The 19,262-nt window shown below is 64.3% G+C and carries 34 protein-coding genes; 16 read left to right on the top strand and 18 right to left on the bottom strand.

Features of this window, described 5'->3' with window-relative positions; genetic code table 11:
• Positions 1 to 10: 10 nt before the first annotated feature.
• From QM467_RS04705 to QM467_RS04650, 12 genes are all read right to left on the bottom strand, one after another.
• Positions 11 to 190 (bottom strand): hypothetical protein, encoded by a 180-nt coding sequence (locus tag QM467_RS04705; RefSeq protein WP_283365147.1) that lies wholly within the window; start codon positions 188 to 190, stop codon positions 11 to 13.
• Positions 191 to 214: 24 nt separating this feature from the next.
• Positions 215 to 1,957 (bottom strand): terminase large subunit, encoded by a 1,743-nt coding sequence (locus QM467_RS04700; RefSeq protein ID WP_283365146.1) that lies wholly within the window; start codon positions 1,955 to 1,957, stop codon positions 215 to 217.
• Positions 1,954 to 2,244, bottom strand: coding sequence for a hypothetical protein (locus QM467_RS04695; protein ID WP_283365145.1), 291 nt, complete (start codon positions 2,242 to 2,244; stop codon positions 1,954 to 1,956). Before QM467_RS04695 ends, QM467_RS04700 begins: the two co-directional genes overlap by 4 nt.
• A gap of 168 nt (positions 2,245 to 2,412) precedes the next feature.
• Complete coding sequence (locus tag QM467_RS04690) at positions 2,413 to 2,736, bottom strand: HNH endonuclease (RefSeq protein ID WP_283365144.1); 324 nt, start codon at positions 2,734 to 2,736, stop codon at positions 2,413 to 2,415.
• Between the two features lie 16 nt (positions 2,737 to 2,752).
• Positions 2,753 to 2,956: a hypothetical protein gene (locus QM467_RS04685; protein ID WP_283365143.1), complete on the bottom strand. Its 204-nt coding sequence runs from the start codon at positions 2,954 to 2,956 to the stop codon at positions 2,753 to 2,755.
• A gap of 272 nt (positions 2,957 to 3,228) precedes the next feature.
• On the bottom strand, positions 3,229 to 4,188 hold the full coding sequence (locus QM467_RS04680; RefSeq protein WP_283365142.1) for a hypothetical protein: 960 nt from the start codon (positions 4,186 to 4,188) through the stop codon (positions 3,229 to 3,231).
• A gap of 10 nt (positions 4,189 to 4,198) precedes the next feature.
• Entirely contained in the window at positions 4,199 to 4,564 is a 366-nt protein-coding gene (locus QM467_RS04675; protein ID WP_283365141.1) for a hypothetical protein, read from the bottom strand.
• 324 nt (positions 4,565 to 4,888) lie between these two features.
• Positions 4,889 to 6,427: a primase-helicase family protein gene (locus QM467_RS04670; protein ID WP_283365140.1), complete on the bottom strand. Its 1,539-nt coding sequence runs from the start codon at positions 6,425 to 6,427 to the stop codon at positions 4,889 to 4,891.
• Positions 6,424 to 6,996, bottom strand: coding sequence for an MT-A70 family methyltransferase (locus tag QM467_RS04665; protein ID WP_283365139.1), 573 nt, complete (start codon positions 6,994 to 6,996; stop codon positions 6,424 to 6,426). Before QM467_RS04665 ends, QM467_RS04670 begins: the two co-directional genes overlap by 4 nt.
• Complete coding sequence (locus QM467_RS04660) at positions 6,989 to 7,249, bottom strand: hypothetical protein (RefSeq protein WP_283365138.1); 261 nt, start codon at positions 7,247 to 7,249, stop codon at positions 6,989 to 6,991. The genes QM467_RS04665 and QM467_RS04660 overlap by 8 nt, the downstream gene beginning before the upstream one ends.
• A complete protein-coding gene (locus QM467_RS04655; RefSeq protein ID WP_283365137.1) occupies positions 7,246 to 7,656 on the bottom strand; it encodes a helix-turn-helix domain-containing protein in 411 nt (136 codons plus the stop codon). The genes QM467_RS04660 and QM467_RS04655 overlap by 4 nt, the downstream gene beginning before the upstream one ends.
• Entirely contained in the window at positions 7,653 to 8,843 is a 1,191-nt protein-coding gene (locus QM467_RS04650) for a DUF7146 domain-containing protein (RefSeq protein ID WP_283365136.1), read from the bottom strand. The genes QM467_RS04655 and QM467_RS04650 overlap by 4 nt, the downstream gene beginning before the upstream one ends.
• 56 nt (positions 8,844 to 8,899) lie before the next feature.
• On the opposite strand from QM467_RS04650, the gene QM467_RS04645 reads away from it, so the two are divergent.
• Entirely contained in the window at positions 8,900 to 9,115 is a 216-nt protein-coding gene (locus QM467_RS04645) for a hypothetical protein (protein WP_283365135.1), read from the top strand.
• Here the strand turns inward: QM467_RS04645 and QM467_RS04640 are convergent.
• The 5 genes from QM467_RS04640 to QM467_RS04620 all read right to left on the bottom strand — a co-directional run bounded on the left by QM467_RS04640 (position 9,091) and on the right by QM467_RS04620 (position 11,095).
• A complete protein-coding gene (locus tag QM467_RS04640; RefSeq protein ID WP_283365134.1) occupies positions 9,091 to 9,906 on the bottom strand; it encodes a ParB/RepB/Spo0J family partition protein in 816 nt (271 codons plus the stop codon). The two genes, QM467_RS04645 and QM467_RS04640, sit on opposite strands and share 25 nt — an antisense overlap.
• Positions 9,903 to 10,028 (bottom strand): hypothetical protein, encoded by a 126-nt coding sequence (locus QM467_RS04635; protein ID WP_283365133.1) that lies wholly within the window; start codon positions 10,026 to 10,028, stop codon positions 9,903 to 9,905. Before QM467_RS04635 ends, QM467_RS04640 begins: the two co-directional genes overlap by 4 nt.
• Positions 10,025 to 10,207 (bottom strand): hypothetical protein, encoded by a 183-nt coding sequence (locus QM467_RS04630; RefSeq protein ID WP_283365132.1) that lies wholly within the window; start codon positions 10,205 to 10,207, stop codon positions 10,025 to 10,027. The genes QM467_RS04635 and QM467_RS04630 overlap by 4 nt, the downstream gene beginning before the upstream one ends.
• A gap of 23 nt (positions 10,208 to 10,230) precedes the next feature.
• Complete coding sequence (locus QM467_RS04625; protein WP_283365131.1) at positions 10,231 to 10,566, bottom strand: hypothetical protein; 336 nt, start codon at positions 10,564 to 10,566, stop codon at positions 10,231 to 10,233.
• 280 nt (positions 10,567 to 10,846) lie between these two features.
• On the bottom strand, positions 10,847 to 11,095 hold the full coding sequence (locus tag QM467_RS04620) for a hypothetical protein (RefSeq protein WP_283365130.1): 249 nt from the start codon (positions 11,093 to 11,095) through the stop codon (positions 10,847 to 10,849).
• A gap of 84 nt (positions 11,096 to 11,179) precedes the next feature.
• Between QM467_RS04620 and QM467_RS04615 the strand changes: the two genes are divergently transcribed.
• On the top strand, positions 11,180 to 11,881 hold the full coding sequence (locus QM467_RS04615) for an XRE family transcriptional regulator (RefSeq protein WP_283365129.1): 702 nt from the start codon (positions 11,180 to 11,182) through the stop codon (positions 11,879 to 11,881).
• 45 nt (positions 11,882 to 11,926) lie between these two features.
• Here QM467_RS04615 and QM467_RS04610 read toward each other — a convergent pair whose 3' ends face one another.
• Positions 11,927 to 12,898, bottom strand: coding sequence for a restriction endonuclease (locus QM467_RS04610; RefSeq protein WP_283365128.1), 972 nt, complete (start codon positions 12,896 to 12,898; stop codon positions 11,927 to 11,929).
• A gap of 209 nt (positions 12,899 to 13,107) precedes the next feature.
• Here QM467_RS04610 and QM467_RS04605 point away from each other — a divergent pair, with 209 nt between their 5' ends.
• From QM467_RS04605 to QM467_RS04540, 14 genes are all read left to right on the top strand, one after another.
• Positions 13,108 to 13,473, top strand: coding sequence for a hypothetical protein (locus QM467_RS04605; RefSeq protein ID WP_283365127.1), 366 nt, complete (start codon positions 13,108 to 13,110; stop codon positions 13,471 to 13,473).
• Complete coding sequence (locus QM467_RS04600) at positions 13,473 to 13,850, top strand: hypothetical protein (protein WP_283365126.1); 378 nt, start codon at positions 13,473 to 13,475, stop codon at positions 13,848 to 13,850. The genes QM467_RS04605 and QM467_RS04600 overlap by 1 nt, the downstream gene beginning before the upstream one ends.
• Entirely contained in the window at positions 13,847 to 14,125 is a 279-nt protein-coding gene (locus tag QM467_RS04595) for a hypothetical protein (protein WP_283365125.1), read from the top strand. Before QM467_RS04600 ends, QM467_RS04595 begins: the two co-directional genes overlap by 4 nt.
• Positions 14,122 to 14,406, top strand: a complete 285-nt coding sequence (locus tag QM467_RS04590) for a hypothetical protein (protein WP_283365124.1) — start codon at positions 14,122 to 14,124, stop codon at positions 14,404 to 14,406. Before QM467_RS04595 ends, QM467_RS04590 begins: the two co-directional genes overlap by 4 nt.
• Positions 14,403 to 14,651, top strand: a complete 249-nt coding sequence (locus QM467_RS04585) for a hypothetical protein (protein WP_283365123.1) — start codon at positions 14,403 to 14,405, stop codon at positions 14,649 to 14,651. Before QM467_RS04590 ends, QM467_RS04585 begins: the two co-directional genes overlap by 4 nt.
• Entirely contained in the window at positions 14,648 to 14,926 is a 279-nt protein-coding gene (locus QM467_RS04580; RefSeq protein WP_283365122.1) for a hypothetical protein, read from the top strand. Before QM467_RS04585 ends, QM467_RS04580 begins: the two co-directional genes overlap by 4 nt.
• Positions 14,923 to 15,525 carry a hypothetical protein gene (locus QM467_RS04575; protein ID WP_283365121.1) on the top strand — a complete coding sequence of 201 codons (603 nt, stop codon included), beginning with the start codon at positions 14,923 to 14,925 and terminating at the stop codon, positions 15,523 to 15,525. Before QM467_RS04580 ends, QM467_RS04575 begins: the two co-directional genes overlap by 4 nt.
• A gap of 62 nt (positions 15,526 to 15,587) precedes the next feature.
• Positions 15,588 to 15,926: a hypothetical protein gene (locus QM467_RS04570; protein ID WP_283365120.1), complete on the top strand. Its 339-nt coding sequence runs from the start codon at positions 15,588 to 15,590 to the stop codon at positions 15,924 to 15,926.
• Between the two features lie 26 nt (positions 15,927 to 15,952).
• Positions 15,953 to 16,882 (top strand): DUF2303 family protein, encoded by a 930-nt coding sequence (locus tag QM467_RS04565; RefSeq protein ID WP_283365119.1) that lies wholly within the window; start codon positions 15,953 to 15,955, stop codon positions 16,880 to 16,882.
• Positions 16,883 to 16,930: 48 nt separating this feature from the next.
• Complete coding sequence (dnaN, locus tag QM467_RS04560; RefSeq protein WP_283365118.1) at positions 16,931 to 18,055, top strand: DNA polymerase III subunit beta; 1,125 nt, start codon at positions 16,931 to 16,933, stop codon at positions 18,053 to 18,055.
• Positions 18,055 to 18,429: a helix-turn-helix domain-containing protein gene (locus QM467_RS04555; protein ID WP_283365117.1), complete on the top strand. Its 375-nt coding sequence runs from the start codon at positions 18,055 to 18,057 to the stop codon at positions 18,427 to 18,429. Before dnaN ends, QM467_RS04555 begins: the two co-directional genes overlap by 1 nt.
• Complete coding sequence (locus QM467_RS04550) at positions 18,426 to 18,725, top strand: hypothetical protein (protein WP_283365116.1); 300 nt, start codon at positions 18,426 to 18,428, stop codon at positions 18,723 to 18,725. The genes QM467_RS04555 and QM467_RS04550 overlap by 4 nt, the downstream gene beginning before the upstream one ends.
• A complete protein-coding gene (locus QM467_RS04545) occupies positions 18,725 to 19,039 on the top strand; it encodes a hypothetical protein (protein WP_283365115.1) in 315 nt (104 codons plus the stop codon). The genes QM467_RS04550 and QM467_RS04545 overlap by 1 nt, the downstream gene beginning before the upstream one ends.
• On the top strand, positions 19,029 to 19,244 hold the full coding sequence (locus QM467_RS04540; protein ID WP_283365114.1) for a hypothetical protein: 216 nt from the start codon (positions 19,029 to 19,031) through the stop codon (positions 19,242 to 19,244). The genes QM467_RS04545 and QM467_RS04540 overlap by 11 nt, the downstream gene beginning before the upstream one ends.
• The last annotated feature ends 18 nt before the right edge of the window (positions 19,245 to 19,262 follow it).

Raw genomic sequence — 19,262 nt, 5'->3', positions numbered from 1 at the left:
CGGTCAGGCCTCAGCGCGACAGGCGGAAGGCGAAGGCGAACAGCCCGGCGCCCGCGACGGCGACGGCCAGGCCCCAATGGATCGTCGCCGCGCCGACAAGGATGAGCAGGAGCCCGGCGCCGCCGGCGAGATCGCGGACATCGATGCGGATGTGCCAGTTTCTGGCCTGCGGCTGCGGCGCTTCGGTCATGGAATTTCCTTGAGAAACGGAGGGTCAGCCAAAAACGACGAGGCCGCGATCTTCCGAATAAATGCTTTCGTTGGCGGCGCCGTCGGCTGGCATCAGATGCGCGGCGTCAAAAAGCGCCATCACCGGGTCGATTTTGGCCGTGCCGCTGGCCTGCTTCGTGACCATCGTCGCGTTATCGGAGCCCTTGAGCATGCAATTACCGACACACCACGCCATCAGCTCCTGGCCGCAATGGGTCAGGTCGCCATCGGCCAGCTTGTTGGCGACGGTCTTGATGGTGCCTTGCAGTGTGTAGCCCTGCTTGACGCCCTCGACCTGCCCGCTCTCCTGGGAAATTCCGCGCCGGGCGATCCGATCGATGATTTCCTTGACCCCTACCGGGTCGAAGCCGAGTTTGGCGAGTTTTCCGGACTGGTTGATCTCGTCGATGAGATCCGCGACCTCTTCGAAAGCATCGTCCATCGCGTCGACAATGGTAAGGTCGCCAGTCGCCTCAAGTTCGAGGAACTTCGGCGCCACGTCCTTTTGCTGCTCGAGCGCGCCGCGATGCAACCAGGCGCAGCCCCAATGCAGCCAGCGGGTTTTTTGCCTGACCTCATAATCGCCGGAGCCCGGCTCAACCGGAACGAGAGCGTCGTAAATTTCTCGGCCGAGCAGCGAGAAGCCAAGCAGATCGTAAAGGCCGCCGCCGTCGACGCCGATCGTCAGCAGGTCGCAGCGTTCGATGATCTCGGCGAGCGTGAGGCTCTTGTCGCCGTTTCGCTGCCAGTATTGCGCGCCGGGCCAGTTATCGGTCTTGAGCCCGACGCCGATCTGGATGTTCAGATGCTGCGAGGCCCAGCGGATGATTTCCTCGCGCCCCTTGGTCTCGGCTTCGGCCCGCGATTCCTGCATGCGCGCCACGGTGATCGAGCGCCCGTTATTGGGCATCACCATTGGCCAGTTCTTAGGATCGCTCCATTGCGATTCGTCTCGGGCGATGGCGTCCGGAAACTCGTAGAGCACCGGGAGCGTCTTGCTCGTCTTGATACGCCCGTCGCGGATGCCGCGAGCCGCGTTGAGATCCGACTTGAAAATGCCCGTCGGCGCTTCGTCCGATTGCGTCGAGATGATGATCCCGAACGCTTCCGGGATCGACACCATGCCGCCGCGCAGCTGGCCGACCGCGGAAGCTGCTTTCGCTTTCTTGCCGATAACGTGAAGCTCGTCTAGCAGCCAGAATGCGGCTTTCTGCCCGGTAAGCACATTCGAATCGAAGGTGAAGATCTCGAGCGTCGCACCCGTCATCCGGTTGGTGATCTTCTTGAGATGGTTTTGAACATGCAGCCGGACGTCGCGCAGGCTCGGGTTGAGCTGGATCATGCCCTGCGCGGCTTCGAAGGCGATGTCGGCGATGTCCTGCGTCGGCGCCACGATGATGCCCGATGCTTTCGGGCGCTTGTTGAGCAGCAGCCAGGTGAGGCCGAGGCCCGCGCTATAGGTGGTCTTGCTGTTTTTCTTGCCGACGAGAGCGAAGAGCTCGCGGATGTGACGGATCTGAGCCTGTTCGTCCCACGAGCCGAAGATGGCGCGGACGATGTCGCGGAACCATTCGCCCGCGGCGTCGGCCAGCAGCGGGTTGCCCTGGACGTCGGGCAGCCGAAGTAGGTTGAAGACCTGCACCGCGCGCTCGGCCGCAGCGTGATCGAGCGGAAGATCAGGAACGAGGGAGCGACCTTCGCGAAGGCGCTGCTCCCAATCCCGGCAAGAGAGATCCCAGCCGCTCAATGCAGGAACTTGTCGAACTCATCAGGAGCGTTATTTTCCGCTGCCGGTTGCGTCGCCTGCGGGCCGAATAGGTCGCTCTGGACGACCTGTTCGGCGTGGCGCTTGGCCGGCTCCTGCGTTGCGGTGAATTTCTGATGGACATACGGCGCGGCCCGCTGAGCGATCATCGCCGCCTCCGCGAATTTCTCTTCCTTAAACAGCTGGCGCATCGACGCCAGCATGATGTCCAGCGGCGTGTCGCCAGCTGCTATGACCTTGGCCGATGTCACGCGCGAGCGCTTGTTCACCGATCCCGGTTTCCGCCCCGCGCCAAGACGTTTGCCGCCTCGCGCCATTGATAACGCTCGCTTTGATTGATGTTTGATTGTTTATCGAAGGCAAACCAGACGGTGAAAAATCTCCGGCTGGGATTGAATGCGGTCGCGTGCTTGCCTTCGCTTGGGGAATTAAACCCCCTACCCCTCCACCGAGAAAGGACGCGCCAGACGCTTGGCCTTCTCTTGGTTGGTCTTCAAGGTATGACAGGAGCCACACAGGCATTGGCCATTGGCAAGGTCAAGCTTCGCGCCGCCGTCTTTCACCTCGATGATATGGTCCGCGAACATACGCCGCTCGGCGCGCCCGCATTTCTCACATCTCCGCCCTGCCCGTCCGATGACGATCTCACGCCAGGCCTTGAACTCTGGCGTAATATAAAAGCTGTCCCGCACCTTTGGGGGAACGCGCGCCGCCGACCTGTCGGCGCAAGCCAATATCGGCGGCCTGCACTTTAGCGCCATGACTGGCCCAAGCCTGTCACGCCGCCGGCGGAGCGGGGTTCGCCGCGACAGCCTGATTGATCGCGTCGGTCGCAGCCTGCACTTGAGCGGCGAAGTTGGCGAGTTGCGCGGGATCTACGGAAACCGCGGCATGCGCCGAAATCACATTCACCGCAGACTGCGAAGCCGCCGAGAGGTTGGCGACGGCCTGGGCGAGAGCTTCAAGCTGAGGGGAAGCCATGTCGGGTAATCCTTCGATATATCGGAGAAGTTCGAGCTCAAGCCGAACGCGGCGGCGAATGAAGGCGAGCGCGTCTTTCACTTCCTCGCCCTTGGTCGCCTCTGCGCACGATTTTCGGCGCTGCGACGCATGACGGAAGCCTCAGGTGGCGATGAACGTTCTACCCAGGGAGGGTGAACCGTTTTCCAAAAGCAAAACCCGCCTCGTTGCCGAAGCGGGTTTTCTAAACCTGTTTGTCTGTGACTGAGACTGCACCAAATATCTGTCGCAAGTCAAGCGACGCTTGTAATCTTTTTTTGGCCGCCGCGCACTTTTCCCGAATCGCGAGCGACGCGCCGCGTCAGATCAGGCAGCACCCGCCCCAGCTGCGGCGCAGGCTCCTCCCACGGGCGCATCGACCGAGGGCTTGCCACCACGTCAAACCGCTCCAGCCGGCCATCGAGATCGGCGACCAGCGCGTCAAGCGCATAGCGCCAAACCTCATATTCGGCCCGCGCCACGCAGCCGTCGGTCGGATCGGGCGAAAGTTCGGTCTTGCGATAGGCGAAGGGCTTGGGCATGCGCCGGACATGGTCGAAGCCGTCGAGCTCGACCTCGAACCGCGATGATCCGAAAGCGCCATCCGTCACGATCACCTCACGCACAAACCACTTGTCGGCGCCATATTCCTGCACGAAGCGCACCTCCGGCGGCTCGATCTCCCAATCCGGCGCGCCTCCGAGAATGGCGTGGCGCATCAGCAGGCGGCGCGGCGTGCGGCGCAGGCGGCGCTGGCCCTTGTCGTCGATCGACGTGAGCCGATCCAGCGCCTTGGCCGCCACAGCGCCGGCATGGCCGCCCAGATCGCCCAGATCCTCCAGCGGCGACCAGTCGTCGGGCAGGCTCAGGCAGAAGGCGTCAAGCGCGCAGACCGCATCGTGGACGATCAGCGCGTCGTTATGCGGCAGATCCTGCGCAAAGAAATCAGGCACGACGCCGAAGCGATTATCGTCGAGGCCAGCCAGCGACAATTCCTCGCCCATCTGGCTCACCTTGTCCCAGGCGCGGCGAAACTCCTCCGGCGCATTGGGAATGCGCGGCACTTTCGGCAGCTCGCGCAGATAGGCCCAGGCGAGCAGCGCTTCGATATCGATCCGCTGCTTCGGCGTGGCCACGACCGCCGCCCGCATCGCCCCGCCCCATTTCCGGGCCAACTCGATCACCGCCATCCGCTTCAGTTTTTCGCCGCTCATGGTCAGCCCCTCAGGATTTCGGCCATTTGGTTTCGCCGGACACGGAGATGTAGGCGTTGAGCGACCCGGCGATCGGCTCGACGACAAACCCGAGATGCAGCGCGGCGGCGATCAGCGCGCCGTTGCTGACATAGCCGCCCGCCCAATGCTCGGCGGCGTGTTTAAGCCGATAACTGTCGAAGTCGCGGTTGACCGTCAGGCGCGGCGGAACGCATTGCAGCCAGTCCAGTGCGCGGCTGAACTCTCCGATGTGATCAGGCCACGCCTTCCGCAGATTCTGAAATTCCGCACCGGCCGCGCCCGTCTCAAATCCGCGCCACGTCAGAAACGCGTGCCCGTTCACGACCTGCAAAAGCGCCTTTTCCATTTCGCCCATCGCTCGCCCCTTTTGGTCCAACCTATCCAACCTATGACTTTTCAAAACACCAAAGGTTGGACCAGAATAAGCACTTGTTTTCGTTTGCTTTTTTTATATCTGGTCCAACCTGTCCAACCTGTCCAACCTATAAAGCAACTTTCTGGAATTTTTCTTCGCCGGGTTTCGCGCCCGCCTGCGCGCGCGCACACATGAGGCAAAAAGGTTGGACAGGTTGGACAGGTTGGACCAAGCATTGAAATAAAAGAGTTATTTTGGTCCAACCTTGTTTTTGAGGTTGGACCAAACCGGCAAAGGTTGGACCAAACCCCGAGAAAAAGCGTTTTACCCCTCCCAGTCCGGTCTCTCGCGGCCCTCGTCTTCGCCCGCGCCATCGTCGTCCGGCCATGTCACGTCCTGACAAAGCGCCTCGGCGAAGGCCTCGCGGCAGTGGCTGAGCGAGGGCAGCAGGTAGCACCAGGCGCGGCGTCGGACGGAAATGCCGGTCTTGTCCTCGATATCGACCCAGGGCCGCTTTTTCTCCAGCCCCGCCACCAGCTTGGCCAGCTTCATCCCGAAAACGGTCTGCTCCTGTTTGCGCTTGACGCCGATGCGTTCGGACGCCGCGATATAATCGTCGAACAGACTCTCGCACGGCATTTCCTGCCGCCATTGGCCGCCGCCGCGCGTCGTCGTCCCGGCCATCAGGCGTTCGAACCACCAGCTCTCGACGGAATCGAGCGAGCGTATTTTCTGTTCCAGCAGCGCCTCGGTGCGCGGGATCTGGCGCAGATTGACGCTCGAAAGGTCGAAATCGAGCAAATCGCGCAACAGCGCCTCTCGCCCGCCGTTCGCCAGTTCGAGATCCATTTCAGCGAAATACTCATGGTTCTGGGAGCAGCGCGGGTCGATATCGAGGACGCAGAAGCGCCGCTCGTCCTTGCCGGCGGGCACGACCCATTCCTCGTTTGATGTCATGATCAGCCGGACGTAGTTTTTCAGCCGGATCGGATCGACGCCCTTGGCCTCGATCTGCTGGATCGGCGAGGTCACAAGGCCCTTCAGCCGCCCTTCAGCCGCCTTGTCGCCCGCCCAGACCGCTTCATCGGCCTGCAACAGCAGGCACGTCGCCATATGGGCGTTGAACTGCCCGGTGACGTAGCGCGGGTCGTCGACAAGGAAATAGTGGCGCGGCGCCAGCGAGCCGAACACTTCGCCGACCTTGGTCTTGCCGGAGCCCATCTTGCCGCGCATCACCAGCGCCACGCCGAGCCGCTCGCGCGGCCGCTGGATCATGTGAGCGAAAAAGCCGAACACCCATTTGTAGAGCCCAGGATCGCCGCGACAGACGTTGTTCAGAAGATGGTCGGCGAAGGTGCCATAGGCGCGCGGGTCGCTCCTGGGCAGCGGCAGGCAGACCAGCCCGCTCCACAGGTTCAGATAATCCTTGGTGCCCGGCGCATTGTTTGGGTCCGGGAAGAATTCGACCCCGCGATAGGAGCGACGCAGCTTCGACGACAACCACGCCTTGGCCCAGGTGACGGCCTTGATCTTGCCGTCGGAGCCGCAGATTTCGGTAAAGCGATTGGCAAACCACGCATTAAAGGCCTCGATCGTCAGGATGCGCTGCTGGTCCTCCACCATGGCGTCCGGCTGCTCAAGAAAGACGACCGCCTTGGACCCCATCAGGACGAGCGCGAACTCCCGGTTGAGGCTGTCGATATCGAACCCAAACTGGCGCGGGGCGAGAGCCGGCTCATCTTCGGCCGGGCGAGCGGGAGACTTCGGCGCAAAATTGTCAGCCATGTCCTCTGCGCATAGCGCGCCGGAGACGACAGCCGCGCCTTCGACCATATCCGCGATCAATTTGGAGGGATCGGTCAAGGCGCGACCTCATCGAATTTTGTCGCCTCATTGCCCCAATTGGTCCAGCCCGGGCGGTTCTGACGCGAGAACAGGTCGAGCCGGAAAGCGTCGGGCGCGAAACCCTCGATCAGCGAAAAGAACTCATCCGGCTTGCGCGAGTGCTCGCGTGCGACGCCGTCGAACAGCGAGTTGAGCGCCTTGGCGCGGCGCGGATCGCCAATCTTCCCGATCAGAATGTCCTCGTGGAGCGTCCGAACGACATAGCCGGGGCCGAGCCGCTTCTTCCCGTTCACGGTCTTCTTCGCCCAGGAAAAACGCGAGCAATAGGTGAAGCGCCAGGCGCGCAGAACGTCGAATGCGCGATCGAGCGAGGGCGCGCAGGTCCAGAGAAACAACCAGCAGTCGCCACGCGCGAGATCGCCGACAGGCATCGCGGCGATATCTTCGATCGACATGCAATCATAATGCGCCTGAGGCGATTTGCCCTCGCCGTTCTCCGAGCGCAGATCGAACAACCATGGCGGATCGGCGACGATCACGTCGAAAGAGAACGGGCGCAGCGGATCGAAAGGCCAAATCTCACGCATTCCCGACCGCGCCTTCCTCGGCCGCGCAGATCGCGGCATGGCGCGTCGCGATGTCGCACACCAACTGCAGCGCCCGGTCTGACGGCAGAGGCGTCGCCTCAGCGACGTCGAAGGCGCAGGCGACGAGGATCGACAGCAGCGTCGCGCAGACATCTTCCGGCTCCGTTCCCTCGGCTCCGGCTTTGGCGCACAGATCGGCCACAGCGCCGCGCACGGCCTGGTCAGCCTGTGTGAAAAAATCATCCGCGCTCATTGATGGCTCTCCGCGCAAAGCCCGGCGGGCGAGGACAGATAGCTGGCGCTGGCGCCCGCCTGGCGCATCAGCCGGCGCGTGTTCATCACCGCCTGCCCGATGTCGCAGGGCTCGATGTTCAGCTCGCCGGCGCCATAGGCGTGCTCGCGCTCCAGATCGCGCAAATGCCGCACATTGGCCTCGATGCAGGGCCGCGACTCGTCGTCGTCCAGCTCGAAGGGCGTGGCGGCGCTGACCTCGACCAGATCGAGCGGCCAGCGGCCCGCGCGCCGCATCTCGTGAATGATGGTGGCGATCGAATTGCGCTGGACCCCGAGCGCCTCTGCGGCCGCCGCCCGGGTCTTGCCGTCGCGCAGCAACTCGACCAGCGCGCGCTCGGTCTCCCGCCGTGTTCTCGATTTCGTCATGCCGCGTGCTCCTTGCTTTGGGCGCTCGCCGCGCTCACCAATAAATCGTTGAAATCCAGCCCCGCCGGAGCCATCACGATCCGGATCGACAGCCCGGGCCGGGCATAGCGCGCCGCCGCCCGCTGCATCGCCAGCCCGGTGGTGAAGGCGTCGGAATCGCCGTCGCCGAGCAGGACCAGCTCGGTCACGCAGGGGGGAAGAGCGATCCCCGGCGCGGAAAAATCCGGCTCCGCGCCGGGAACCCGCTGCGCCTTCCCGCCGGGCGTCTTCAGCGTCGGATGCGCCACGCTCGAAACAGCCTTGCCGCCGAGATTGCCGAGATCGACCGCAGACCAGAACGCGTCCGAGCCGCGCATCCGGCCCTCGCGCTTCAGGGCCGTGGCGACCGAAAGCACCGTCTCGATCCCCTCGCCCAAGAACAGCCTTTTGGGATCTTCCGGCAGGCGAAGCACGATATGGCCGCCCGCCTTGGCGCCGCGCACCTTTTTCGCCGGCAGCGCCTCGCCGCCGTCCGGGTCGCTCACCTTGGCTTTCCGCGTCAGCGAGGCGTCGAGATAGGTCACATGGACGGCGCAGAAGGCGCCGTCATTGTCGCGCACTGCGGACACCATGGCCGGACCGCGCATCAGCACGCGCGGCGAGCGCCGCCCGAGCTCGTCAACCGTCTCGCCATGGAAATAAGGCACGGCGCGCGCGCCGCGAATGTCGGCCGTCCCGGGCAGCAGGCAGCCCCGCCCCCGCAAATAGCTTTCGACGCCCTCGCGGCCGAACAGTTCGGCGTGATCCCAGAGCTTTTGCGCCCGCGCGATTTCCTGCGCGCGAAAGAAGGCGGCGGCCTTTTCGCGCTTCTCCTGCTCGGCGGCGCGTTTGCGTGCCAGCCGCGCCTCGTCCTCGGCCGAGAGCGACGCCGCGCCGCCCAGGAATTCGACCGCCGCGCGGAAATCGCCGCCGCGCGCCTTCTGGACGAGCGCCAGGGCGTCGCCGCCCTCGGCGCAGACCGCGCACAGCCAAAGCGCGCCATTGTCCTTGATCTCGAACCGCGTCGCGCGCTTGCCGCCGCCGCACAGCGGGCAGGAGCCGATCAGGTTGCGGCCGGATTTCCGCAACGTCGCGCCAAATTGAGCGGCCAGCGCGCCGAGATCGGCGCGGGCGTTGAGCTCCTCGATCTGGGCGTCGCTCAGGCGCATGCTGCGGCCTCCCTGCCGACGCCACGGAAGGAAGCTTCGTCCTCGGTCAGAAAGTCATGTGCGCGCGCCCGCGCGATCACGGCCAGCGCAACTTCGGCGTCGCATGTCTGCCGCGCGCAGATCGCTTCGAAAGAAAATCCGGCGCGGACGTCGTTGACAATACGATCCTCAAAGGACGGGAGGATCCAGCCAAAGAGCGGCTGCGGCCGGCCAACTGGCTCGAATTGAACTTCCTGCCCCGCATCCATCAGGAAGCCCTCCGCGCGGCCTGAACCATCTTCTCCGCCAGCACCGCGCGGATTTCATCGGCGAGCGAAAAGCCATCGCGACGTTTCGCCTCCGTCACCACGGACGGAAAATCGACGCGCCGGAAAAAGACGCGGATCACGTCGATCCCGAGCGGCTTGGCCGCGAACAGCGCGCACAGCCCCCGCAGGACAGGGGGCGAGACATAGCCGCGAATCTCGCCGCCCGAGGCGGACAAAGCCACAAAGGCGCGCAACAGGTCGGCGGGACCGAAGCGGCGGAACAGCGAACGCAGCTCCTGGGGACAGGTGCAGTCGCCGCGCTTCATCTGAGCCGCCGCGAGCGGATAGCCGAGGACGCGAATGCCGGCCTCGCGCGCCAGCCGGTCGATCTCGACCGCTTCCGGCTCGCCGCCGGCCAGCGCGGCGCGGAACGTCGCCAGCGCCGACATCCGCGTCACCGCGCCATTGATCGCGGAAAAGGCGATCGCCTGCTTGCGGGCGTCGGCGATGACGATCTGGCAGGGAACCTCCTGCTTGCCGGCCAGCAGCGCCCCGGTGGAGCGGTGCTGGCCGTCGATGATGGCGTAAAGGCCGCCCTCGATCGGAGCGACGATCACCGGCGCGAAGCAGGCCCAGTCGAACGCCGCCGCGATGCGGGCGATCTGCCTTTGGCCATTGCGGAGGATATCGCGCTGATAGGCGCGATCGACCCGCAGCAGGGCCAGCTTGATCCATTGCAGCTGCGGCGCGGGGCCGGACTCCGGCGGCGCGGGCGGCGTGAAGCCGTCGATGGACAGTTCGGTCAGTTCGCTCACGCCACCCTCCGAAACTCGATTTGAATGGCGCGCCAGATCCCGTCGGGATTTCTCCGGCGCCGCAGCGAAAACACCGCCACGCGCCGGCCGCCTTTGAGATAGATCCAGCGCAGGAAGATCATGGGTTGGCGCCCGGCTCTTGCGAGCGCTCCAGCATGCGCCGGGCGCGGCGCCGCTCCGCCCGCGCGTCGTGATCCTTGGCGCGGGCAAAGCAGAATTCGGCGACGTCGAAGGCGCGATTGGTCGTGGCGCGAAAAAGCGCGGAGAGCCAGCGATGCGCGAGCTCGCGGAAACCGGACATGAAGAACCTCGGGCCAGGCGCGCCTAGTCGTCGCGCCGCAATCTGGATTTCAGAACGGCGCGACGCCGCTCCAGTTCGGCAAATTCTTCGCGCGCCACAGCCTCGCGCGCCCATCCGGGCGGCGAAGACATGACGGCGACAAGGAATTCCGCGCCCCAGCGGTCGATCATCGCGCCCGTGGTCAGAAAACCGGGCGAGGCGCGCAGCGCCAGCCAGTTCTCGACATTGCGGGGCGAGATGTTCAGCGCCGCAGCCACGCTCTTGGCGGTGTCATGCGGGAATTTCTCGCGCAGGAAGACCACCAATTTTGCGGGATCGAACCCGCAAAAATGCGTAGCGGAACACGTAGATTTGCTCATCCGATTGCCCGATTGTTGGGTCGTCGAATGGCTCTTTCGAAAGGATGAAGACGACAATGCAGAGGACGTCATCACACGCTCCCCTGCGGAATGAGGCCAAAGGCGGCTGGGAAGACGCCGAAGGCTTGGAGAGAGACAGACAGACACAGACACAAAAGCTGAACGAACGAAGCGAACTTGAGCGCAAAGCCCGGCTTGGCAAGGCCCGGGCGGCGCTCGCTCTCGCGCTGGCGAGATTGGCGAGAGCCCAACAAAGACGGGAGAGCTGACGCGCGAACCATCAAGCCGCCCCCGCGCCTTCCTTCGAAGGCCGATCGACCCCCTCCGGCCAAACAGCCCCCTCCGGCCAATGATTGGAAAAAGCCTGCAAAGCCTTGGCGATGGTCCGGGCGCCCATGTCGCCGCCGGCCCGCAACTCGCTCATGCGGTTGCCGCGTCCGAGGAATTTGGTCGCAACGGTCGCCTCCGCCTGCCGCGAGAAGGCGGCATAGGCGTCGAACACGGCGATGAGGCTTTCAATCGAAGTCATGTCGCTGACTATAGCGTACAACTGTCCGCTGTCAACAGACGTATTCCGGCTCGCATCGCGTACGCAATTCCGCAAGAATTGCGCATGCCCTTGCCCAAAGACCCCGTCATGAACAAGCTGATCGGCCTCGCGCAGGAGCGCGGAATGACGCTGAGCGCCTTCGCGACCGCAGCTGGCCTAAACAAGGACACGTTGACGCGTACGATCGGGCGCGGCGGCACGCCCAGCATGGAGACCCTGCGCAAGATCGCGGCGTGGCTTGGCGTCCCGGTCAATGATTTGCTGGCGTCTGGCGGCCCCTTCGGCGAAACGACAGCCAAAAACTGGAGAAACCGCGAGATTGCGCCGGCGCCTGTCAAACGCCCCGCCGCCGAATCAATGCGCCGCGATCTCCCGGTGCGCGGCACGGCGGCCGGCTCAGCCGTCAACGGCTTCGAAATTTCGCCGAACATCATCGAATATGTGCGCCGGCCGCCGGCGCTCGAAAGCGTGCTGGACGCCTACGCCATCCAGGTCGTCGGCGAATCCATGTCGCCGCTGCACCGCCCTGGCGATCTTTGCTTCCTTCATCCCCATCGGTTCCACCGCCGCGGCGATTCGGTGGTCATCCAACTCAAGGCCCATGACGGCGCGCCGATCGAGGCCTACATCAAAACCTTCAAGCGCGAGACCCAAGACGAGATCATCGTCGAACAACTCAATCCGAAGGCTGAAATCCGCTATAAGAAAAACACTATCCTCAGCGTCCATAAGGTTCTGACGATGAGTGAACTATTCGGCATATAAAAAACCACTAAGTTTAATTGGCGTTTCCGTAGTGGCGCGGCGAATTCAATCGGCGAAGCTCGGCGGCTCAAAATGCCATCGGACAAGCGTGGCGCCATCTATCAGAACAACCTTGTCAGTTAGCGCCGCCGCGCTGATCGCGTCCGTAGTGAAGGACGAGGTGGTGACGATATAGCCGCGAAACGCCCCGCTTGCTTCGATTGATCCCCAAAATTCGCGAATAGCTGGTCCGCCAACCTTATTGTCCATTGCATAGCGCTTGCACTGGGTGGCGATGAGGCCTTTGGGATGCTTCGCAAAGCCATCGACGCCATAGTCATTGGCCTTGCGCGTGACCCAGGCGACGAGGCCGGCATTTTGGAAGAATGCGACGACATGGCTCTCGAACTGGAATGGATCCATCGCGAGCAAAAAGGCCCGCAACTCGGCCTCCTCAGGCGGGACGGGAGTAAAAGCGGGCGCCGCGGGCTCCGCCTTCATAGCCGCTTTCATTTTCGCATTCAGGCGGCGTGAAAATTCATCCTCCGTGATTTTGGCGATGATCGCGGCGATCTGGCTTCGTGTTTCCGGAGATTTGACGGCGCCTTCAATGATCGAGGTGACGCCAGCCGCGCCGATGAATAGCAAAAGCAGAACCGGAAGACCGATCGCACCGCCAAACGCCGCTAACCCCGCCGCCTGCCCTCCAACAAAAGGCGCCGCAGCCAGCGTCGCCGGGATTGCGAGTTTGACAGGAAGCGGGAGATTCGACTGTTTGTAGTTCCGGACGGTCGTCGCGACACTGTTGGCGACGATCTTTGCTGTCGCGCGATATTCGATGCTGGCGTTGAGAGCCTTCGCCTTTTCGATCATTGTCGCCTGCGAGCTCAGCGTATCTCGCGCATTTTCAAGCCACTCGATGGCCGCGCGCCTGTCGGCTGCGTCCGTCAAATGCTGAATCGCCAGAACGAACTGATTGATGATCCATTTCCGGATCGAATCGCCAACGCTCTTGATGGCGGTGGTATGGAACATCATGGGAATAATCCCCAAAGACTAAACAGGAAAAGGGCTTTTGGCATTGGGAGGCCTCCCCAATGCAGGCAGATTATCGCGCGGGGACGGCCTGCCAAGACCCAGTCAACGCAAAAACGCCCAGCAGCGTACGCGTGTCAGATATGACTTGACAGCGTACATCTGTCCGCTATTCTCTCCTCCATCGGCCTTCCCACCGATGGAGCCTTGCCTTGTCCCAGCTTTACGCCCTCGACGGCGCGCGATCGCATTTGACCGATCCGCGCGAAATCACTGCGCTGATGGCGCAGGACCTGAACGACCTTCGCCGCGAATGCGGCTCGGTCACCCAGCCCCAGCTGCTCGATCGCGGCTGGACGGCGCGCCAGGTCAAAGACCATTTTCTCCACGCGATGGAAGAGGCCTTCCGCACCTATTGCGAGACATCGACCCCGCCGCATGAAGCCGCCCAGGCCGCGCCTCTCCTCGAATTCGACCGCGAGATGCGGGCCCAGCTCGCGCGCATCGAGGCGCCCTTGTGCGAGCGGTCGGCGCATGCCGGAGCGAGCGCCAACCTATGCCAGAGCGGAGGCAAATAATGGCGTTCTTCCATGTCACCCTCAACGTCCGCGAAGCCGGGCGCTCCCTCAAACTGATCGTCGAGGTGCCCGGCGCCGACGTCGACCAGCTGTTCTCCTTCCTCGACGGCGACGACAAATGGCTGTTCGGCCTTGAATGGCGCACCGTCCGCGATGGCGACCGCCGCCGCTGGATCAACCACGAAACCGCGATCAACCTCGCCAATGTGGCACGGGTCAACCTGATCCAGTCGCCAATCGACCGCGAGCAGGAGAGTGATCAGCCGGAAGCCGCGCCGGAGATCTCTATCCATGCGTCCGGCGCCCAAAGCCTCGCCTCTGGCGATTTCGCCTCGCTCGTCACGCTGACGAAGGCGCGCGCGGAGTCCGGCCAATGACCGGGACCTTCGCGCCGCGCTCTGGCGTTCGCCAACCGCTTGGCGAGACCAGGCCCACCACCGCCGCCGCGGAAAGCATCCTGCGCCATGCCGACGACGCGCTCGCCCAGGGCGAGAAAAGCGCCGCCCGCCTCGCGCTGGCCCTGCTGGAGGAAAGCGCCACTTTCGGCGCCATCGCCGCCGCGCAGATCCTGCGCGAGCGCCTCAGCCCCGCCCGCCCCGCCTGCCGCGATCGCGGCGTCACCGGAACCGGCCAGCACAGGAGGGCTGCATGAGTCCTGAACAACGCGAACTTGCGCGCCATGCGCTCGGCTTGCCGAACCCGCGCCGCAAATCCTATCGCAACCACTTCGTGACCGGACCCGGCGGCGATGACTACGCGATATGGATGGCGATGGTTGGAGAAGGATACGCCAGACGCCGTGCGGGCAACGAACTCACTGGCGGCGACGACCTTTTCACATTGACGCAGACAGGCGCAGAGGCCGCACTTAACGCCCACGAAAAACTAGACGCTGAAGATTTTCCGGCGAAAGCGGCGGAGGCGCATTCATGAGCCGCGCCCTCGCCGTCCTTGAGGAAGCCGCCGCCGCGCTCTGCGTCACGGCCTATGTCCTCGCCGTCATCATCTGCTGCCTCGCCGCCGATCCGGCGCCAGATCGGGCCGCGCCGACCTCCCCGGCCGCCCGCCACTCCGCTGCTTCCGGGCCTGTTTCGCGGCCCGGAAGCAGCGGCTTTTACAACCCGAGCCGCGATCCCATCGGCAAGCTGCTCGCCCGCCTCGAGGAGACGCGCCCATGAAACCGACTTCCCCCATGCCGGAAAGCCGCATGAGATATGCTGCGACTTCCCTCATCCGCGCGATTCACGATCTCGAGCGCCTCAAGGAGCGGATCGAGAACGCGGATTTCATCGCGTCCGACAATGTAGTGGGTCTCGACGGATTGGCCGGCGCCGCCTTGCTCGCCAAGCACCACGCCGAGCGCGTGGTCGAGATGAGCGAGGCGTTTTTTCATGAAACGCGCCACTTCGTGCACGTCGCCTATGAACAGGCCGAGCAGGAGCCCAGCCCGTGATCTGGACCCAGACCCTGCGCGGCAAGGCCTTCGACCTGCTCAACCCCGACCCGAAGCTGGTCGATTTCAAGGAAATCGCCGACCAGCTGTCGACGATCCACCGCTACGCCGGCGCGGCGGAAAAGCCGGTCTCGGTCGCCCGGCACACCCTGATCGCCTTCGACGCGGCCCAGCCGCAAGACCGCGCCGTCGTGCTGCTGCATGACGCGCATGAGGCCTATATCGGCGACCTGACCACGCCGGCCGCTCGCGCGCTTGCCGCCAGAATCAAGCGGCAATCGGGAACGAAAGCCGCCGAGTCCTTCGAACTCGGCCTTTATTCTCTCAAGCTCGAACTCGACGCGGTTATTTACGCCGCCGCCGGGCTGGCGATGCCCCTCCCCGCCCAGCGCGCGCGCATCAAACGCGCCGATTTGATCGCCCTGCGCACCGAGCGCCGCGACTTTCTCGCCAAGCCTCCGCAGCCCTGGGCGGCGGAGATCGAGGCGCTCGCGCCGCTGCCAAAGAAATACAAGCTGCGCCCGGCGCCAGACCTCGCCGAAGAGCTGTTCGAAAAGTTCAAAACCTACCTCCCCGCCCTGCGCCAGAGCGCGGCGTAACCACACGGCCGGCGAGCGGTTGGCGCACGCCAGCGCAACCAGGCGACAAGAAAGGACTCACAATGGCCAAGATACGCGATGCTTCCACGCTGCTCGGAATGATTGACGGCGGCGATATCGCCGCCGACCTCACCACCGAGATCACCGACACGCTGGCCGCGATCGAAGCCAGCCGCGCCGGCCGCAAGAAGACGTCCGTCTCCGGCAGTGTCACGCTGAAAATCAAGTTCAAGGCCGAGAACGGCGGCGTGACCATCGACGCCGATATCGATTCCAACCGCCCCAAGAAGGTGCGCGGATCGACCTATCTCTTCGTCGACAGCGACGGCTCGCTTTCGACCGAACACCCGCAACAGACCGACATGTTCAATGGCCCGCGCGATCTCTCGCGCGCGGTCTGACCCTTTTTTGACGGAGCCCGCCCAACATGAGCAATGAAATTCCCAACGCCGAAGCGCTAACCAAACTGACGCAACTCGCCGCCGAAGCGCGCGGCGGCGAAATCGTCCACCTCTCCGCGCCGGATGGCGTCAAGGGCGTGCCGTCCACGATCCCGGCTCTCAAGATCGCGGGCGCGACGCCGCAGCTGGTCAATGTTCAGGGCTTGTTCGAACATTGGCGCACCAAGCCTTCGGCCAAGCGCGGCGTCGCCCGCGCGCTGACGCTCGACAGCTTCATCGCCCTGACCGTCCGCCACAAGACCGGCCATTCCGCCCTGTTCGCCGATACGACCTGGACGAAGCCGGGCCTCACCGCCGTGATCGATTATCACGAGGCGGTCAATGGCGGCGAGCCGGACAATGGCAAGCACCGCGTGGCCTATGAATTCCCGCTGTCCGAGGAATGGAAGGCGTGGGTCCAGACCAATGGCGAGCCCTTCAAGCAGATCGATTTCGCCGCCTTCATCGAGGACCGCATCGCCGAACTGACGGCGCCGACACCCGACGAGGCCAGCTTTTACGAGGACCTGTTCGCGACCAGGATCGCGACGCCGGCGGAACTCGTCACCCTCTCGCGCGGCCTCCAGGTCAATGTCGATTCCCGCGTCAAGAACGCCAGCGTGCTGCAGACCGGCGCGGCGCAGATCGTGTTCGAGGAAGAGCACCGCGACGCCAATGGCAATGTGCTGAAAGTGCCGGGCCTGTTCATGCTGGCGGTCGCGCCCTTCTTCATGGGCGAAAAGGCGCGCATCCCCGTGCGCCTGCGCTACCGCGTCTCGGGCGGCTCGATCCTGTGGTTCTACCAGATCTATCGCCCCGATCTCGCCGTGACCCAGCGCGTGCGCGAAGACCTCCCCCGCGCCGCCGAACAGACCGAGCTGCCGGCCTTCGAGGCCGCGCCGGAAATGTCCGCCTGACGCAAAGGCCGGGCCCCGCGCCCGGCCGCCCCTTCTCCGAGGCGACACATGAAACTCACCCTCCCCCGCAACGCCCTGCTCAAGGCGCTCGATTTCGTCACCCGCGCCGCGGCGCGCAAATCGACCATTCCGATTCTTGGCCATGTCCGGCTGGAGGCGACATCTGCCGGCTTGACGCTCTGCGCCACCAATCTCGACCTGGAGGCGCAGACCCGGATCGACGCCGAGGTCGCCGCGTCCGGCGCGCTTACCGTCGCGGCGACGACCCTGCACGACATCGCCCGCAAGCTTGCTGACGGCGCCGCCGTCTCGCTCGACGCCGCGGGCGAAAATCCGCGCCTCGCCGTCAAATCGGGCCGCGCGCGCTTCGCCCTGCAGACCCTGCCCGTGACCGACTGGCCTGACCTCCAGGCCGGCGAACTGCCGCACCGCTTCGCGCTCGACTCCAAGATCCTGCTGCGCGCCCTGCAGAAGACCGCCTTCGCCATTTCGACCGAAGAGACGCGCTATTACCTCAACGGCGTCTATCTCCATGTCGCGCAGACTGACGCCGGCCCCGAACTGCGCTTTGTGGCGACCGACGGCCATCGCCTCGCCCGATTCGGCATGCCCGCCCCGAAAGCGGCCCAACAGATGCCCGGCGTGATCGTGCCGCGCCAGACCTGCGCCGAAATCGCGCGCCTCGCCCAGGCCGCGCCCGGCGGCGCCGTCGCGCTGGCGCTCAGCGAGAGCAAGATCGCCGCCGAGGCCGGCGACATGCGCCTGCTGTCCAAGCTGATCGATGGCACGTTCCCGGATTACGAGCGCGTCATCCCGCGCCAGAACGACAAGACGGCCATTCTCGACCGCGCCGGCCTCGCCGCCGCGATCGACCGCGTCTCGGTCCTTTCCAGCGAACGCGGCCGCGCCGTGAAGCTGGATTTCGCCGACGCGGCGCTAAAGCTTTCGGTCGTCAACGCCGACATCGGCGACGGCAGCGAGGAGCTGGAGGCCGATTACGACACCGATCCGCTCACCACCGGCTTCAACGCCAAATATGTCAACGAGGCGCTGGCGGCGCTGGACGGCAAAAAAGCCCTGTTCGAACTCGGCGGCGCCGGCGATCCGGCCCTGCTGCGCGACCCTGCCGCGCCGGACCTGCTGATTGTGCTCATGCCGATGAGGGTGTCGTGATGGCAGATATCAAACGCGGGCGCTTGTCGCAGGAGGAGCGCGGCAAGATCGAATCGCTGGCGCTCAGAAATCTCAGAGCCAGCCAGATCGCGGCGCGCCTCAATCGTCACCCAGCGACGGTCAACTTCGCCATGCACAGCATGGGGATGAAGGCGCCCAAGGACCGTCGGCCGATCTCCTACACGCGCAGAAACGGGACGCAGGTCCACTCCTTCACGCCGGACGAAGACGTGCTGATCGAGGACATGCGCGCCGCGGGCGCGGTCTGCCGCGAGGTCGCCGAAACGTGCCTGGCGCGGTTCGGGCGCAAGCGGAGCCCGGCGACGATCATCACGCGGCTGAGAATGCTGGCGAACAGGGACGATGCGCAATGAGCGCGGTTTTGAAAGGATTGACCATGCAGCCAGCCTTTGACGACGCCGTCACCACCCGCCTGCACTCCCCGCTGCCGGCCACGGGCGATTTCAACCGCGTGGACGATCCGCCGCTCAACACGAAGTTGCGCCTCCTGGTCGAAGACAGCTACCGCGAATATTCGATCCCGTGGCCCTATGAATTCCGCGCGGACGAGTCCGGCAATCTGGACTTCTACGCCTGCGCCACCGGCCTCGCGCCGCACGATTCTATCGCCGTGCGCGGCTGGCTCCTTTGGGACCGGGAGGCGCATTGATGGCGCCGCCCCTCACCCGCGAAGCCGCCCGCGAGCAGATGCTCGAACTTGGCGCGGCGCTTTCCACGGCTTACCTGCTGCTCAAGCCCTTTGAGCCTCTGGTCCTGCAATTTCAGCGCGAAAGCCGCGACATAGAGTCCGTGGGCCGCATTCTGAACCCGACCCTGTTCATCAGCTCCGAACGGCGCGCGACCGAAGCAATTCTGAAGCCGATCTACGACGAAGCGCTGCGCTTTATCCGGATCTACGAAGCTCAGCGCGCTCGCGGCGCCGCGGCGCTCGACGAAATCGGTAGAGGCGATCATGGCCGATAAAATCCGACAAATGGTCGTCGCCGCGCTCCAATGCGCGGAGGAAAACGGCGCGGACTTCGCTGGCTGGACCCCCGAGCAGATCGCCGACGATATGCTTGATTATGACGCGGACCTCGCGGCGCTTACCGCCGCCGACGAAGGGTTCGACCCTTCCGCGCGAGCGAAGATCGTTGAAGCGATCAAGGCGGAAAGGCCCGGGCGATGATCCCAGCCTTTCCTCTCC

The sequence above is a fragment of the Rhodoblastus sp. 17X3 genome, assembly GCF_030056575.1.
Classification (GTDB): domain Bacteria; phylum Pseudomonadota; class Alphaproteobacteria; order Rhizobiales; family Beijerinckiaceae; genus Rhodoblastus.
The sequence above is the reverse complement of the archived record's forward strand: the minus strand, read 5'-3'. Positions and strand labels throughout refer to the sequence as shown.

What these genes read in the sequence shown, in the direction of transcription:
- QM467_RS04705 (WP_283365147.1), bottom strand. Translation starts at nt 190, where the DNA reads ATGACCGAAGCGCCGCAGCCGCAGGCCAGAAACTGGCACATCCGCATC.
- QM467_RS04690 (WP_283365144.1), bottom strand. Translation starts at nt 2,736, where the DNA reads ATGGCGCTAAAGTGCAGGCCGCCGATATTGGCTTGCGCCGACAGGTCG.
- QM467_RS04685 (WP_283365143.1), bottom strand. Translation starts at nt 2,956, where the DNA reads ATGGCTTCCCCTCAGCTTGAAGCTCTCGCCCAGGCCGTCGCCAACCTC.
- QM467_RS04680 (WP_283365142.1), bottom strand. Translation starts at nt 4,188, where the DNA reads ATGAGCGGCGAAAAACTGAAGCGGATGGCGGTGATCGAGTTGGCCCGG.
- QM467_RS04675 (WP_283365141.1), bottom strand. Translation starts at nt 4,564, where the DNA reads ATGGGCGAAATGGAAAAGGCGCTTTTGCAGGTCGTGAACGGGCACGCG.
- QM467_RS04665 (WP_283365139.1), bottom strand. Translation starts at nt 6,996, where the DNA reads ATGCGTGAGATTTGGCCTTTCGATCCGCTGCGCCCGTTCTCTTTCGAC.
- QM467_RS04660 (WP_283365138.1), bottom strand. Translation starts at nt 7,249, where the DNA reads ATGAGCGCGGATGATTTTTTCACACAGGCTGACCAGGCCGTGCGCGGC.
- QM467_RS04655 (WP_283365137.1), bottom strand. Translation starts at nt 7,656, where the DNA reads ATGACGAAATCGAGAACACGGCGGGAGACCGAGCGCGCGCTGGTCGAG.
- QM467_RS04650 (WP_283365136.1), bottom strand. Translation starts at nt 8,843, where the DNA reads ATGCGCCTGAGCGACGCCCAGATCGAGGAGCTCAACGCCCGCGCCGAT.
- QM467_RS04645 (WP_283365135.1), top strand. Translation starts at nt 8,900, where the DNA reads ATGTGCGCGCGCCCGCGCGATCACGGCCAGCGCAACTTCGGCGTCGCA.
- QM467_RS04635 (WP_283365133.1), bottom strand. Translation starts at nt 10,028, where the DNA reads ATGATCTTCCTGCGCTGGATCTATCTCAAAGGCGGCCGGCGCGTGGCG.
- QM467_RS04630 (WP_283365132.1), bottom strand. Translation starts at nt 10,207, where the DNA reads ATGTCCGGTTTCCGCGAGCTCGCGCATCGCTGGCTCTCCGCGCTTTTT.
- QM467_RS04625 (WP_283365131.1), bottom strand. Translation starts at nt 10,566, where the DNA reads ATGAGCAAATCTACGTGTTCCGCTACGCATTTTTGCGGGTTCGATCCC.
- QM467_RS04620 (WP_283365130.1), bottom strand. Translation starts at nt 11,095, where the DNA reads ATGACTTCGATTGAAAGCCTCATCGCCGTGTTCGACGCCTATGCCGCC.
- QM467_RS04615 (WP_283365129.1), top strand. Translation starts at nt 11,180, where the DNA reads ATGCCCTTGCCCAAAGACCCCGTCATGAACAAGCTGATCGGCCTCGCG.
- QM467_RS04610 (WP_283365128.1), bottom strand. Translation starts at nt 12,898, where the DNA reads ATGATGTTCCATACCACCGCCATCAAGAGCGTTGGCGATTCGATCCGG.
- QM467_RS04600 (WP_283365126.1), top strand. Translation starts at nt 13,473, where the DNA reads ATGGCGTTCTTCCATGTCACCCTCAACGTCCGCGAAGCCGGGCGCTCC.
- QM467_RS04595 (WP_283365125.1), top strand. Translation starts at nt 13,847, where the DNA reads ATGACCGGGACCTTCGCGCCGCGCTCTGGCGTTCGCCAACCGCTTGGC.
- QM467_RS04590 (WP_283365124.1), top strand. Translation starts at nt 14,122, where the DNA reads ATGAGTCCTGAACAACGCGAACTTGCGCGCCATGCGCTCGGCTTGCCG.
- QM467_RS04585 (WP_283365123.1), top strand. Translation starts at nt 14,403, where the DNA reads ATGAGCCGCGCCCTCGCCGTCCTTGAGGAAGCCGCCGCCGCGCTCTGC.
- QM467_RS04580 (WP_283365122.1), top strand. Translation starts at nt 14,648, where the DNA reads ATGAAACCGACTTCCCCCATGCCGGAAAGCCGCATGAGATATGCTGCG.
- QM467_RS04570 (WP_283365120.1), top strand. Translation starts at nt 15,588, where the DNA reads ATGGCCAAGATACGCGATGCTTCCACGCTGCTCGGAATGATTGACGGC.
- QM467_RS04565 (WP_283365119.1), top strand. Translation starts at nt 15,953, where the DNA reads ATGAGCAATGAAATTCCCAACGCCGAAGCGCTAACCAAACTGACGCAA.
- dnaN (WP_283365118.1), top strand. Translation starts at nt 16,931, where the DNA reads ATGAAACTCACCCTCCCCCGCAACGCCCTGCTCAAGGCGCTCGATTTC.
- QM467_RS04555 (WP_283365117.1), top strand. Translation starts at nt 18,055, where the DNA reads ATGGCAGATATCAAACGCGGGCGCTTGTCGCAGGAGGAGCGCGGCAAG.
- QM467_RS04550 (WP_283365116.1), top strand. Translation starts at nt 18,426, where the DNA reads ATGAGCGCGGTTTTGAAAGGATTGACCATGCAGCCAGCCTTTGACGAC.
- QM467_RS04545 (WP_283365115.1), top strand. Translation starts at nt 18,725, where the DNA reads ATGGCGCCGCCCCTCACCCGCGAAGCCGCCCGCGAGCAGATGCTCGAA.
- QM467_RS04540 (WP_283365114.1), top strand. Translation starts at nt 19,029, where the DNA reads ATGGCCGATAAAATCCGACAAATGGTCGTCGCCGCGCTCCAATGCGCG.